The organism is Pseudomonas sp. NPDC087814 (assembly GCF_044742865.1).
Taxonomy (GTDB): domain Bacteria; phylum Pseudomonadota; class Gammaproteobacteria; order Pseudomonadales; family Pseudomonadaceae; genus Aquipseudomonas.
In genome coordinates this window covers 19,698-33,038 of the sequence record NZ_JBIUVK010000004.1, presented here as the reverse complement: position 1 = coordinate 33,038, position 13,341 = coordinate 19,698, and the positions used below count along the sequence as shown (strand labels likewise).

The window sequence follows — 13,341 nt, the reverse complement described above, 5'->3', positions numbered from 1 at the left end:
CGAGACAGGTATGCGCCCAACCTGCCTATCAGTCCAGACACAGAGATATTGATCACGTAGGTGACCCCAAGCCCCGTTTAGAGGGCTGTATACTCCTAAACAAAATGCACCGAGAACGCCTTTTTTACGCCATCTGCGCCCTTTTGATTATGCCGAGGAAGCACCATGCCAGTTGATGGGCCTTTACCAGGGACGGGTGATCAGCACGACATCAATGCAGATGCAACACGTTGTCTGATGGCTCGTCATCCCAAGGATTGGCGGGTGCAAAGCCTAGAAGGGACTGACGACTATGGCTATGACTTCCAGGTGCAGACCACGCCGAATCAACGCGCGACGGATATTTTTCGTATCCAACTTAAAGGCACCCGCTCTCCTAGCCTGACGGCGGATGGCGAATACATTTCGGTGACTCTGAAAGCCACCACTGTCCGCTATTACGCCAGAGCCGTTGAACCGGTGCTCCTAGTGATCTGCGACCTTTCGGTAAATGAAGATCCTGTTGACTGCCCTCTTTACTACGTTTGGCTTAGGGATGAGCTGATCCGCATCACCGTCGATGATCTATCTGCCGAACAGAAATACGTCACCCTTCGCGCGCCAACAAAAAACATTCTGAAAAGGACTACGGATCTCTCTGAGGGCATTCGTCACCAGAACGAACTGTCTCGCGTAGGGCACGTCCTTAGCCAGCGCGCTCAGCAAACCCACCCTGGGATGCAAGCAGATGACCGCTTAACCTTGGTTCAGGGGGTGGTAGAAGGTGTGGCTGCAAGAGGGCCTGCGCTGATGAACGCCTTGGCAGGCTCAACGGAAGACTACTGGGTTAACCCAGCTCGGGGCACGCTTGCCTGGAATTTGACTCAGGCCAAAGCGGATCTCCAAGTAACTGCGCTGGATCGAGCGAAGATACAGCTCGACGAGGCAGAGCCAAAGCTCGAAAACTCGACCACGCTGGAGCGCGCAGAATATTGGCGTCTACGTGGCAACTGGCAGGTTCAAACCGGGGATAACGAAGCGGCAGCCTCTTCATACCAGAACGCGTATGAGGCAACGCCTTTGCCCAAGTACCGAGCCGCTTTGGTGGAAGCAGAGATCCGCATCAGATTCGAACACGATAACGAATCGCTTGCTGAGCTGCATGATCTGCTGGAGGGTGAAGACCCAATAGTCATCGCTGTTCGTTCCCGACTCCATGCTGTGCAAGGGCATTATGAGCTGGCCATTGAGCTGGCTGATTTGCTGCCAGAACCTCAACGGTCTTTCGCTAGAGCGTTTGCACATTGGTTGTCTGAGCAGCCTGCAGATGCCCTGACTGACTGCGAAGCGGGCCTTGCAGCCTGCGAGGCATCCGATGACATACGTGAACTGTTACTTTTGCTTAGGGCCCGAGCCAAATTTTCCCTAGCTTTGGCCACCGCCAGTACGCAGCGACGTGAATCTATCCCACCCGCAGGTCTTCCGGGTGTAAACCTTCAGAAGCTTGAGGAGGCTTGGGCTGCGATTAACGACGCGGTGTTATCTATAAAGGCGTCAGGGTGGGATTCCAACATAGAGCAGCTTGTCGACATATGGGGGGCTACAGCGTCGGCACTCGGAAAGGCAGAGTCGATACTTGCAGACCTGAAGGATGCTGTGCAGAAGCGCCCGGACTTGCCTCATATCCATGAGGTCTTACGGAGCATTGCGGGTCAGTTATCGGACTTCACCCTCGCATTGTCGGCAAATGATCAGTTGCCCGACTCACCTGACAAGCATCTCTGGAACACGCTCTTGCTATATGAGACCCGTAAATTCCGGGCATGCTACCAAAGCTTTGGCACATACGTCGGCACCGTGGAACGCAGCCATCCCCTTTTTGGCTCGGCTGTCACCGCCGCCTCGATTTCTGCTCACAAATCAGTTCAGCCTGGCCTAGTGAAACAGTGGATGAGTCTGCTCGAATCAGATCCTGATTTAGCTCCCCAAGCCGCCCTCGCACATTTTTATCTCCAGTTGGAGATGAGCAGGTTGGCCAAAGATGAAGCTTTGAAGACGCTGCAGGCACGGTATGAGGAATTGGATCAGCCCGTGAGCATTGCACTCACACTCATCCACGAGCTTGATCCCACCGATTCAGACAGTGCGATGGAGTGTGTTCGACTCGCCGAAAGAATAACAGAGCACTACGTACTCTCGCCTGCGATGGCGGCGCGCCTCGGGATGGCGTTGGTAGCTTTGAAAGATTGGCAGGGCATCGTAGAACTGTGTCAAAGCAATAAAGTCCGCGTTGAGTCGGGTGATCGAATGGGGGCCTTCGAGGCATTGGCACTTGATCATCTAGGCGAAACGGAAAAAGCGCGCGATCGGTTGTTGAAAATTGTTGCTACAGGATCCGACGACCCACTGGCTCTGAACACCTATGCCACGATCGCCACTCGCTGCGGCTACCTCGATGACGCCGTAGAGGCGGCGGAGAGGGCTCTCGAAACTGCAAAGTCCAAAGGAGAACAGCTGGAGTTCGTGAAGTTACTGTTCTTTCTCATTCAGTTTTCCGACCCAACGAGCGACAGACTATTGGAGCTGGCCCTGCGAGCAGGCGAACTGGTGGATCAGAGCGTAGAGAGCCAGGAAGGCACCTATTTGATGATGCACCTGATCGGTACCCTGGGTGGACGCAGTGACATCGACCTTGCTAAGGATAGGGAGCAATTCCGAACACGCGCTGATGCATTCTTCAGAAATTTTCCGAATTCCCGGATGCTCTGGAGAGGCGAGGTTCGAGATGGCGCCTCTGGCAGGGAGTTGGTTGAAAGCCTAAAAGCACTGACTGGGCTGACGCCCGACAGAGAAGCGTTCCAGAAACGGTTGGAGCGCTCCCTCCGGCAGGGATTATCCACCATCCCTTTCTCATGGCGCCCGCGACTGGTGCTGTCCTGCATTTGCGATATCGTGCATCTGTGGGAAGTTGCCAAAGTGTCCAGCCGCGATGATCGCCAGTATCACTTGGCGATGGTCAACGATATTGGCTGGCAACCCGCCGGTGCCGATTCCCTGCGCAAGCGTGTGCCTCTGCTGGATTGGACAGCGCTGCTAGTCCTCAATGATTTGGGGCTCATCGACGCCGTCATCACTTTCTTCGGTCAAATTGCAGTGGCCAGAGCCGCAATGGAGGAGCTTGCCGAGTTCACGAATCCTGTATTCGGAAGCCCGATGCGAAGCAAGTGCTTGGCACTACAGAACGCCTTGAAAGCCCATCTCGCTTCCATCCTCCAGCCCTCCTCGTCAGAAGAAGCAAACGAAGCACTGCCTTCAAAAGTCATTGGGCGAAGCAACAGCGAAATGGCGGAGATATGCGCCAAAGAGCCAGAACGGTACCGGCTCTATTCTGATGACGAAGCGCTGCGCATTTTTTGCGCCGCAGGTTCCAAGGTGGATGGCTTCTGCACACTTGACGTCCTTTACGCCCTGACAGAAGTTGGGCAGCTTTCACCACTTGAAAAAGCGGGCAAAATTGCCCAGCTGTGCGAATGGCGGGTCGGGATAATCGTACAGCTATCCGAAATTGTGCAGTTACTTCCTCCGGCTGTCTTTACTGCACGAACCGTACGTCAAGGCGTAGCAATCCTTGATGCAGAACCTGGGTTCATTTCAATGATCTCGGCGCTCTGGGATTACCGCGTACCCTTTGAAAAATCGCTGGGGCATGCAGCATCGGCGTTGCATGTACTGGTGGAGCATGCTCAGCTTCCTGAGATTGGACTAGCTTCGCTGATGCGGCACTGGCATATCAAAGCAGCCATGAAAAAGGATGCTCCTGATCAGGCCCTTGAGACCATAGTCCTTCTGATCATCACCTCGGCACTCATGGGCCATTTGTCGAAGGCTTGCGCCAAACGACTTTGGGCGGTTTACAGGCTGTTGGTCGAGTCCCACCATGGTGACTACATGGACGAACGTCTAGAGATGGTCGCCATCCAGCTGCTAGGTTCAAAATGTGCTCAGTTGGAATCCGTAGAGGCTGGCGAAGGTTTACGAATCTTTACTGAGCTCAATGAGAGCCTAACGAGGGGCACGATTGACCAGTACGAGTTCGCTAACGCCTACACGACAGCACGAATAGCGGTACAAAGCCCCAAATTTGAACGCTGAGTGCGAGGCCGCAAGCGATGGACGCTTCACTATGTGGCTAATCTGCAGTCTCGGTTGGGGGCGGTTCAATTGTCGACGTCGTGTAAATCAGACGAGTTCAGTTGCATCGCTAGGTCAGTTACTCAATACCTTCCGATCATTCCTTTGATGGTTTCACTTTCTGGAAAAAATCGGTGACAAACTTACCAAAAGCCACTTTAGATTCGCTCTCAAGCTTAGCCTTTTCAAGCTCAACTGTCGTTTGATCTTTTGTGAGAATATGGTTGCGCTCCGTATTCGCAAGTTTCGTCACTACCACTCCGATCAAAGCGTTGTCTCCTGCTTCTCGGGCAGCCTCCATAGAAATCTGCCTAGCTTCAATGTTCGTCAGCTCATTTTGAAAATATTTAACCTCCACAAGCCCTGACTTATATAGGCGCAGGAAGAAATACGCGAAAACCTCAATCAATATAATCAGCGACAACCTTGGCAAATAATGAGACGCCAACGTTAGCATATCTCTGCTCTCGGTCACTTCATATACAAGAGTCACACCTAAAAGAAGTATGCCGATAGTAGAAATCCCCGCCCCAATTGCCAGATTGGTGTTGCCTTTGCGGTTGAGATCGCGAATCTCTTGGAGTAACCGCGCCCGACATTCATCGAAACGTAGATTCATATAATCAGACTTTACCTGTCGGGTCACTTCAGCTGCCAAAAGAGAGTGTGCCTTTACAGCAACCTCTGCCGCAGAGTCGTCCAGAAATTGGCGCATAGATTCATGGTCAGGCTCACCCACGCGTAAATAGGAATTTTTATCGACCTCAACTTTGAGCCGCTGAATTTCCTCTCGTAACGCTCTCAAATCGTCAGACAAAGACTCTTGACTATCACTTTTAACGACTTTCCTCACCGAACCAAGAATTGATTCAATGCCACCCAAAGAGCTCGGCTCTCTTAGAACAGCCAGCTCAGCCTCTACTTCGATTTCCTTTGAGAGAGCGAAGCCAGTCTGAAGATACGTCACGACAACAAAGCCTGCCGACACTCCAATTAAAACGATAGACAGCAACCCAAACGGCACAGTTAAATTGTAGTTAAGCATTGGAGAGAGGACTGAATGTATTACAAACAATAATACGCCCAACAGCCCAGGAAGAATCATCTTTACTATGCGTGCCCGCCGTTTGCGCTCGACGGTATGCTTTGCTTTTGCCAACAAAAAATTCGGCTCTGCTGAAGTCACTGGCTTCTCATCCATGATTCATTAATCAAATGCCAAGCGTCGTACGCTCAGTCCCGCCTCATGATAGCGTAATGAAATCATTACCGACAATTGCGGCGCACAATGGAGATAGGTTGCGAAGGCACGAAATGCCTAGAGAGGAGTTATATCCGCGAAGAAATGTTCTTGTCGGTTGCCACGAGGTCAACGGCACTAAGGTCATTCGGCAGAGTCACTGGTAGCGTTGCTGAGGTTGGAGAACTCCAATAGCGGGCTCATCAAGCCTGAGACCAGCATAAAGAATATTTCAACCGTCGGCACCGCTGCAAAACCTCCACCCAGCGTATCTCGGCAGAGTTAAGCTATTGGAAGTCCAGGGCTGGTGTAAACATATTGGGCCGGGACATGGCTCCCACCTCAGATACCTAGCCTGCCGAGCGCTGGATCGCATAACACGTACTCACTGCACCCAAGACTCGTATTACCAGTACCATCCGCTGAACTGCCAGGTGACAGCCTGATAAACCTCGTTTCACAGTCAAGCGACCGTTCTCCTAGGTTCGGAGAACGATCAATATACGCACGTACAGTGCTTACTTGGCTGCGGAGCTTCCTCAGCGACGCCGATCTACAGGGGCCTGACGATTAACAGGAGGCTCCTCGGATCTTCGTTGATACTCAGTGGTCGGCGGCGGTGGCGGAACGCGTGTTTGTTCGTTATTGCTTGGTTTCTGGTTGTCGGTCACGAAATTAGCTCCTTTAAAGTGACTAGAACAGCAAGCGCCGCAAAGGCCCCTGCTCCGATTATGATTTCCTGATACGCCAGATCCAGTGGTTTGGTCGTCTCAGCTACGGTGACTTTCAGCGACTCATCCGCCACGTACCAGCAGCGATAGGCATGAATCGCGATGTGGGCGATCTGCCCGCTCGTATCTTCGCCGCGCAGTTCTACTCAGCTATTGGATTCGGCCATTCCATCTACCGTGCTTTTCAACAAGCAAAAGCTTTGGTTGCCATGGAGTTCCCTAGTGAGGAGGCTATACCAGAGGTTTACGAGCAGGGTGACGAGTCGCTTATCCTTGTAAGGCCGTCTGAAGCTTGATTGCCCACGACTTAGCTTCGTTAGCAATCTAGTCAAAGAGAACTGGGGGAACTGGAAAGCCGCTGGCTGGAGACTTTCGCCGCACTTTATTGGTAATTCACTACCATCGTCCAGACGGCACCCTACTCCATGCACGGAGCAGCACCGGAGAGAACCTTTTTTGGGCGATAGGTTTACGACTCGCATTGGGCAGAGCCCATGCCGTGAGAGCCGTTTAGGCCAGTGAACTGGGGCTCTATAGCTTTGCCCTTCCGGACATGGCGTCAACGTAGATCAAGCCTCGTGTTTGAGCAGCCTTGATCTTGCAATCCAGCATCTGTGTGAACGTCAGCAATCCTTCTAATACGAGTATGAGATCGGCCCCGTCGATGAACACCGTCTTGATAGCTTTTCCGGCGATCAGCGAGTTCACAACCTGCTCACTGAAACCGTGGATCGAGATGAAGAGACCTCGGCCATACATCTTGCCTTCAACCTTGCCCGCAAACTGATACACCGACTCGTTTGCAGCCGCCTTTTCTTGCCACTTCGCCTCGATGAGGTAGTGCTCCCCGTCGTATTTGATGGCTCCGTCAATCTGCTCACCCCTTTCTCGAAATGCCTCGGTCACCTCCAACGAAGAGACGCGAGCGAGCTCATGAAGTATTCGCTCCAAAGCATACCCGCGCTTACTTCCAGTTTGCTCGCCCTGAAGCAGCGAAATGAACTGCTTCTGGAGGTCTGGCAGGGTAGATTTGGCTGTTCGATTTTCCGACTCACGCCGCTCCCGCTCTTTTCTGAGTTCCTGGAGTTTATGGTCACGAATTTCCTGCAATTGCTTAAGGTGCGTGATCGCATTCTGAGCATGCACACGATCCAACTTTTGCAGCCGATCAAAGTAGTACTCGTCAAAATGCGTCCACGTGACAAGCGTCTGTAACATCGCCCTAAACTGACCCAGTCCCTCATCTGGCTTCTGGCTTAAGTGAGTAAACATCGCGTCAACGATCGCTGAGCGGGAGAGCGCCTTGTAATCACCCAAGGCGTTAATATCTGCCTTGGTACAGCTGTTGCTGCCAAAAAAACTCAGGATGTCGTCCTTTGGCCAAAGCACGTTGAGAATACACTGCCGCATGGCCAGCTTGATGTCGGATGGAAAACTCATTGAACAGTCCAAGCGCGTCAAAGGGAAGCCCAGTGTAAGGTCAGACGCTGCTTGCCACTACCACCTTTCAATTGACGGCTCACACCTCGCTCTTGCGCAGGAGCGTGTTAATTGAGCTAGCGACAACCGAGGGGCATTCAACCCCATCACTTGATCTATCAGAGGAAGCGAGACAAGCTCCGAAACCCTGATCCGGCCCACACCCGTGACGACCATTTTTGACAAGGACGACTGCATGCCCAACGTACAACGGATACTCCTACCCGACACCAATCAGAGCCCTGTGCACATCTTGGCAGGTGTCAAAGTTGCAGACCGTCTCTGCGAAACCTCCGGCACGCTCGAAGTCATTTTCTTGGTACCTGCCAAAGCATCACTCACCTCTGGCGCTCTCCATGAGGCGCTAGGGGCGACGATTCACACGAAGCTAGTCAAAGGAGTGCCTGTGACATTGCCTAGCGGCGCCCAGATGCGCTGCGAGACGATGAAGACCTTGAAATGGGTATCCAAACCATCCGTGCTGATCGCCATCTTTGCAGGCCAGGAGATGATGGACAAAATCGATTCGCTGCAAAATCTGGTCGCTGTCGTGGCTGTCCCATGGACGCCCGATGCAATTGAAAATTGGAATAGAACCTGGTCACCCCAAGTGCTGGGTAAGCCCAAAAAATCTGGGAAGTCTGCTGCCCCGGCGATCAAGCTCATCGCCGATCCAATCGTTGAGCAAGCAATGAAGTCCCTGACCTCAGTGATCAACTTGGGCACCGCCGTCCTAAACGCCTCCGATGATGACCACGCCAAACGCACCCTTAGAATCCTGCGCTCGCGTAACCACCAAGAGCCGGCAGAGAACATCAAGCTTTGGGCGATCAAGAATGGCTGGCTGCCTAAAGCAGCAGAGCGGCTGGAGGCCTTGGCTGAAAAGACGTTCGCTTTGCGTTCAAAACCGAGGCTGGATAACCCGGTTCACGCCGAGCAGAGCTATCAGCGCTGGATGGACGCGGCGAAGTCCTAGCTCCCCTCTTGGCCCACAGCTGACAGGGTCAGCATCGAGGTTTCGTAGGATCGTGCCACCCACTGTTGCGCTACGCTGGCCCAGGTGCGTTCAGGCCTTGCTCGCTTGACGCTGTCGCTGCCGAAATCGCTTGATGAATTCGGCATTTACCAGTTCATCGACAGCCAAATCCAGGCCACAGTTGACGAGCGAGGCCATGCCGCTATCAGACAGCGTGAATTCATCAGGGATGAAGCCACAATTTTTAATTCTGCCGCCGTCGATCCGCGTCATAAACGCCCTCACGAAATCTGAACGCCCTGATTTCCTACTTGCGGTGGCAGCTGCAGTAGCTGGGTCGGTGGCAGTCACCTCTGCGCGCTCGGCGTCGGTGCCGATTGCCTGAAGCACATCACTCAACGGCGGCCAATATTTCAGGTCGAATTGGTACTGAAGACGATCCAGATCTTCTTTCACATAGCTCTCATACAGACCATTGTGCTCAGACGCTTCGTGCACGATATCCAAGATGTGATAGTGAGTATTCGAATGAAAACCGGAGTAGTTATGAATGGCATCACGCCGATCCAGCAATGCTGCCAATTGGTCAGCAAGCTCGCTAATCCGGCGGTTTACACTAACCAATTCCTCACGGGCTTGCCGCGCAGCTCGATTCTTCTGGAGGTTCCAACCATCAGCAGTATGGAGGAAGACATCCCAGAAAATGAAGAGGGCTCTGGGTGCGTGCGCCAGGGAGGCATGAACCTCTTGGTACACCTCCGGAAGCTCTATGCGGCGTTTGAGCATGCCGTCGATGATGCTGGACATGTTCGGCCAGATTCGCTTGGCCTGAAGATCCTCCATCATAGTGCGCAGTAGGATTTCGCATTTTTGTACCGCTTCGGTAGATTCGTGAGGCACTCAGTGATACCTGTCTGATTTATGTCTGCATAGGCTAGCGTTCGGCACCTGCAGAGTCGGTACCTATTCAAAACTTTTCCAGCTCACGATAGGTACGCACGCTTCCCATAGCGCAACGTTCATTGCGAAGGTACAGGCCCGCCGTCCTAATCAACCCGAAAATGCCCTCAAGCTTGCTCTCTTCCAGACACCCAAAAAGCGTCCTGTCGCAACAGCGCTCAGGCCAGTAGACTGTTTGCCTCGATCGCCGTTTACCTGAGCACCGGCTCAGCCACGAAGGAGAGGTTTCTTCAAAACGTATACCAATCGGCGGTTAACTCTGACGCTGGCCGTGTAAAAGCAGATCGCCAAGGTGTGACTCGATCGCCTCAGTTTTGCCCCATTTGTTCAACACCTGACCCGTAGTCCAGCCCCCCTTCACTACCAGTGAGATGCTCTCCCGAGCCATCGCGGGGCAAGGTCTCGACAACGAGCCGTCTAAGAGTCAACGCAATCTTTTAAGGAATTGCCATGAATGACAGAGAATTCATTTATCGACATCAGCCCGCCGCTCCGTGGAGCAAAACCGATGGCGCCTCTTTACGCTTGTCCGTGGTAGATGACGCAGAGGCGTTGGCAGTATCGTTCGTATACTGGCCTAAGGGCCGATCCGATGGATCTGCGCATGATCCAGGTGGTTTGATTTTCGAAATCTGTGAGTGGCGCAAGGTCTTATCCCCTGACGGCGAGAAGCAATGGGATGTGAAATTCAGAAAAGCGATCGAGGTCTCTGGATCCGTCAGCGGTTTGTTCAATCACAATGAGAATGTAGGCTTAGCTCGCGGAGTGAGAGAGCTATTCAGCAAGGGTACTCCTATTGAGGTCGAAGGCTTTGTAGCAGAGACGAAGGGCGAGCCCTACCTAGCGATCAAAGGAGCCAAAGACGCCATGGCCCGGTTTTATGGCATAGATTCTACTGCCATCACAGTCACCCTCCAGGAATAGCCATTACTTGGCCTAGGCTCCCGCCTGGGCCGTAGCGAGCGTTACGGAAGGGGAACCAACCGTCGAGGTGCATTCGCTTCTACAATCGCAGCAAGTAATCAACAAAGAGGCGGTAAAGCGTTATGGCACGCAGATGGTTGAAGCAGGAACGCCGGACGAAAGAAGAGCTCTTCGACGCCTTGGTGCGAAACGCCCTGGGCTTCGTGAATAGCTCTATCGACCATCTCCAAACCAAACCCAAGAATGCCATCGTCGATCTGTACACGGCGGTTGAGTTGTTCCTGAAAGCCCGGCTCATGAAAGAGCACTGGACACTCATGCTTTCAAAGCCTGAGACCGGAGATCTACAAAACCTAGCCGTTGGAGATTTCCTCTCCGTTTACCTTGATGACGCCCTTAACCGAATCCCGTCCATTCTTGGCGAAAAAATCGACAAGAACGCCTCTGACAACTTCAAGGCACTGGGCGAGCACCGTAATCAGATTGTCCATTTCGCACATTCAGGTATGGATAATCCGAGCAAGACACAGGCCGGGGTGATTGCCGAAGCATGGGCATCTTGGCACTACCTGCATGCGCTCCTGACCGGGCTATGGGAAGGCGTGTTTCAACCCTATGCAGTGGAGCTACAAGTGCTCAACCAGCGCATGATGCGCCAGGGCGAGTTCATCAAAACCCGATTCGAAATTCTGAAGCCTCAAATCGAGATCCAAGAGAGGAAAGGTAAAAAAATCACTCCCTGCGGCCATTGCCACATGCCCGCCGCTATTGTTGGCGAGACCCACTCATGGGGTACTGACTACACCTGCATGGTGTGTGGCGTCGATGACACCGCTGTGGAAGAGTGCAACGCAGAGCTGCCCTGCCCCGCCTGCAACGCTCCATTTAAATTCTTCCAAAAGGGTTTAAACGCTTGTCCAAACTGCGGCCACGGCATCACCATCGACGTCCTGACCAACCTCTGCGCCAAGCATTATCCCCAGGGAGATGAGTGGTGTGAGGAAGGACAGGAGCATATCGCGTCCTGCCACAAGTGCGAGCACCCTGAGCCTTCAGTATTCTTTATCGACGGGATGTGGAGCTGTGTATCGTGCTTCGACCGGGGCTGGGGTGCTGTCACGTGTGAGCGATGCGATGAATTCGTCACTGGGGATATGGAGAGAATCAAATACTTCGCCTGCCACAAATGTGAGCCCCTGGTAAGGGAGCAGATGCTGCGCATGGTTGAGACTAATGAGAGCGGTAGTCGGGCAGAGGGTAGCGAGGAGCCTGCGCCAATAGCTCAAGAATGATGGGAATGGTATCTACGCCGCGTGACGACGGCAGACTCAGCCATTCAGGATGAGATGGCTGATACATCTGAGACAAACGACCAGGATCGCCTACGTCCGTGATCCAAAAACCGTGTTGATGGTCTGTATGTAATAACCACCCTGAACCATTCCGGCTGCTCCACAAGCGATTGCGTAACTCAGGTCTCCCCCATGACAGAAATTTACACCTTGGATCAGAATTACTTCCGCTCGGAGGAGCTGAAGCAATTAATTGAAGACAGGCCCAAGGCCAAGTTTCTAATTCCGGACGCTGCACTCCTCGAAATGTGCAAAGGCCCCCAATGGCGCGAAACCATGCGCGGATCACTGGCCACCCTGTCGTCTATTCCCGGTCGCGTGTCGGTTTCGCTTTCTGTCGGCGTCGCGTTTCAAATGGAGTGCGCCGAGCTGAAAAGCATGGAAGGTCGCTTGGTCGACAAAGCTTTCACCAAGGTCGTTCGAAGGGCGATGAACGATTTGAAAGCAGGATCTGATTCACCTGCCGGGCTAGGCCTCATCGCTGCACATATCGAGGAAATTCAGCCAGATATTGAAAAGCACGAGCTAAATCATGTCCAAAACCAAGAAAAGTTCTTGAAAAGAGACGGCCTGCTGAAAACTGTTCTGGGGCCGACCGCATCCAAAGAACTACGGCAAACCCCACCGGATGAGCATCGGCTTGGGGCCATTTATTCAATGGCCTTTGAGTGTGCGATAGTATTTCTCAGGAAAAAAGGATTTTCAGACGTCCGCATCAAAGGGTTTCTGAAAACTAAGCCACTAATTCTGAGGTATTTCATATCTTGCTTTTGGCACAATATGGAATGGGTCAGCAAGGGTGGGATCGACAGTCGCCCCGCCGCTCGCATAACAAACGACTTGATCGATCAGGATTATGTAATTACAGCTTCATTCTTTGGCAAGCTCTTGACCAAAGACACACCGGTCGCAAGAGCCTATTCGGAAATGAAACAACTTCTAGCCATACAGGGAGCAATCTGATCATAGCGGTATCTCAATTCAGAATTGAGTTAGCATCGAACTTCACTAGCTCGCCGACACTAACCATTCAAAATCTGGGAAATTCAAAATCAGCCGCTAAGTTAATGTTCTAAAAAATGCTACTTAACTCAGCTGCGCTCAGGCTTCGCTTGATTGAACCAAGACTCAAAGCTTCGATGTCCAAATTTTTCCCTCCATGCGGCAGCATTTGAGCTGGCAGGTCGCAGGCCAGGTTCAGGTGCTGTGCTCGCAGCAGCCTGCTTAGCAGGGGTTGGAGCCGGGGTTTCGCTTTTCAAACTCCCCACATCAGCTAGCTCCTTTCGAATTGGGCGGGGCGCATCGGGACGGCCCAGTAAAATCTCCAACAAGCGCTTCCTAGGAACGCCATATTCGTCCAAAAGCCCGTTCAATTTCCTTTCGAATTCCAACTCCCTAGCGAGCTCTCCATCCTGAAGCATATGCTCTTTCTGCTTTTCCAGCGTATGCACTAACTCAGTCAGACGAGCGAACTCTTGAAGACAGCCCATATCAGCCTCTATTCAATTA

Annotated in this window: 10 protein-coding genes; 6 read left to right on the top strand and 4 right to left on the bottom strand. The window is 52.6% G+C overall.

Translation table 11 applies throughout. The features are described 5' to 3' along the window. Positions 1-165: 165 nt before the first annotated feature. Positions 166-4,131, top strand: a complete 3,966-nt coding sequence (locus ACIOMR_RS04800; RefSeq protein ID WP_401192561.1) for a DUF4365 domain-containing protein — start codon at positions 166-168, stop codon at positions 4,129-4,131. Positions 4,132-4,267: 136 nt separating this feature from the next. Here ACIOMR_RS04800 and ACIOMR_RS04795 read toward each other — a convergent pair whose 3' ends face one another. Further along, the gene (locus tag ACIOMR_RS04795; RefSeq protein ID WP_401192558.1) at positions 4,268-5,371 is read right to left on the bottom strand and encodes a hypothetical protein; all 1,104 of its coding nucleotides are present in this window, start codon (positions 5,369-5,371) and stop codon (positions 4,268-4,270) included. Between the two features lie 862 nt (positions 5,372-6,233). Between ACIOMR_RS04795 and ACIOMR_RS04790 the strand changes: the two genes are divergently transcribed. Beyond that, on the top strand, positions 6,234-6,437 hold the full coding sequence (locus tag ACIOMR_RS04790; RefSeq protein WP_401192555.1) for a hypothetical protein: 204 nt from the start codon (positions 6,234-6,236) through the stop codon (positions 6,435-6,437). 235 nt (positions 6,438-6,672) lie between these two features. Here ACIOMR_RS04790 and ACIOMR_RS04785 read toward each other — a convergent pair whose 3' ends face one another. Then, a complete protein-coding gene (locus tag ACIOMR_RS04785) occupies positions 6,673-7,581 on the bottom strand; it encodes a restriction endonuclease (RefSeq protein WP_401192552.1) in 909 nt (302 codons plus the stop codon). 235 nt (positions 7,582-7,816) lie between these two features. On the opposite strand from ACIOMR_RS04785, the gene ACIOMR_RS04780 reads away from it, so the two are divergent. Then, a complete protein-coding gene (locus ACIOMR_RS04780) occupies positions 7,817-8,596 on the top strand; it encodes a hypothetical protein (protein ID WP_401192549.1) in 780 nt (259 codons plus the stop codon). Positions 8,597-8,686: 90 nt separating this feature from the next. Here the strand turns inward: ACIOMR_RS04780 and ACIOMR_RS04775 are convergent, their stop codons facing one another. Next, complete coding sequence (locus tag ACIOMR_RS04775; protein ID WP_401192546.1) at positions 8,687-9,403, bottom strand: hypothetical protein; 717 nt, start codon at positions 9,401-9,403, stop codon at positions 8,687-8,689. A 603-nt stretch (positions 9,404-10,006) separates the two neighbouring features. On the opposite strand from ACIOMR_RS04775, the gene ACIOMR_RS04770 reads away from it, so the two are divergent. The 3 genes from ACIOMR_RS04770 (at position 10,007) to ACIOMR_RS04760 (ending at position 12,795) form a co-directional block, all read left to right on the top strand. After that, the gene (locus ACIOMR_RS04770) at positions 10,007-10,480 is read left to right on the top strand and encodes a hypothetical protein (RefSeq protein WP_401192543.1); all 474 of its coding nucleotides are present in this window, start codon (positions 10,007-10,009) and stop codon (positions 10,478-10,480) included. A 137-nt stretch (positions 10,481-10,617) separates the two neighbouring features. Continuing rightward, a complete protein-coding gene (locus ACIOMR_RS04765; protein ID WP_233100582.1) occupies positions 10,618-11,772 on the top strand; it encodes a hypothetical protein in 1,155 nt (384 codons plus the stop codon). A gap of 192 nt (positions 11,773-11,964) precedes the next feature. Beyond that, positions 11,965-12,795, top strand: a complete 831-nt coding sequence (locus ACIOMR_RS04760; protein ID WP_401192539.1) for a hypothetical protein — start codon at positions 11,965-11,967, stop codon at positions 12,793-12,795. Between the two features lie 128 nt (positions 12,796-12,923). Here the strand turns inward: ACIOMR_RS04760 and ACIOMR_RS04755 are convergent, their stop codons facing one another. Beyond that, on the bottom strand, positions 12,924-13,322 hold the full coding sequence (locus ACIOMR_RS04755; protein WP_401192536.1) for a hypothetical protein: 399 nt from the start codon (positions 13,320-13,322) through the stop codon (positions 12,924-12,926). Positions 13,323-13,341: the final 19 nt, after the last annotated feature.

Excerpts from the sequence above, each read along its gene's own strand:
- ACIOMR_RS04780 (WP_401192549.1), top strand. The coding sequence starts at position 7,817 with ATGCCCAACGTACAACGGATACTCCTACCCGACACCAATCAGAGCCCT.
- ACIOMR_RS04770 (WP_401192543.1), top strand. The coding sequence starts at position 10,007 with ATGAATGACAGAGAATTCATTTATCGACATCAGCCCGCCGCTCCGTGG.
- ACIOMR_RS04785 (WP_401192552.1), bottom strand. The coding sequence starts at position 7,581 with ATGAGTTTTCCATCCGACATCAAGCTGGCCATGCGGCAGTGTATTCTC.
- ACIOMR_RS04790 (WP_401192555.1), top strand. The coding sequence starts at position 6,234 with ATGAATCGCGATGTGGGCGATCTGCCCGCTCGTATCTTCGCCGCGCAG.
- ACIOMR_RS04755 (WP_401192536.1), bottom strand. The coding sequence starts at position 13,322 with ATGGGCTGTCTTCAAGAGTTCGCTCGTCTGACTGAGTTAGTGCATACG.
- ACIOMR_RS04760 (WP_401192539.1), top strand. The coding sequence starts at position 11,965 with ATGACAGAAATTTACACCTTGGATCAGAATTACTTCCGCTCGGAGGAG.
- ACIOMR_RS04775 (WP_401192546.1), bottom strand. The coding sequence starts at position 9,403 with ATGTCCAGCATCATCGACGGCATGCTCAAACGCCGCATAGAGCTTCCG.
- ACIOMR_RS04795 (WP_401192558.1), bottom strand. The coding sequence starts at position 5,371 with ATGGATGAGAAGCCAGTGACTTCAGCAGAGCCGAATTTTTTGTTGGCA.
- ACIOMR_RS04800 (WP_401192561.1), top strand. The coding sequence starts at position 166 with ATGCCAGTTGATGGGCCTTTACCAGGGACGGGTGATCAGCACGACATC.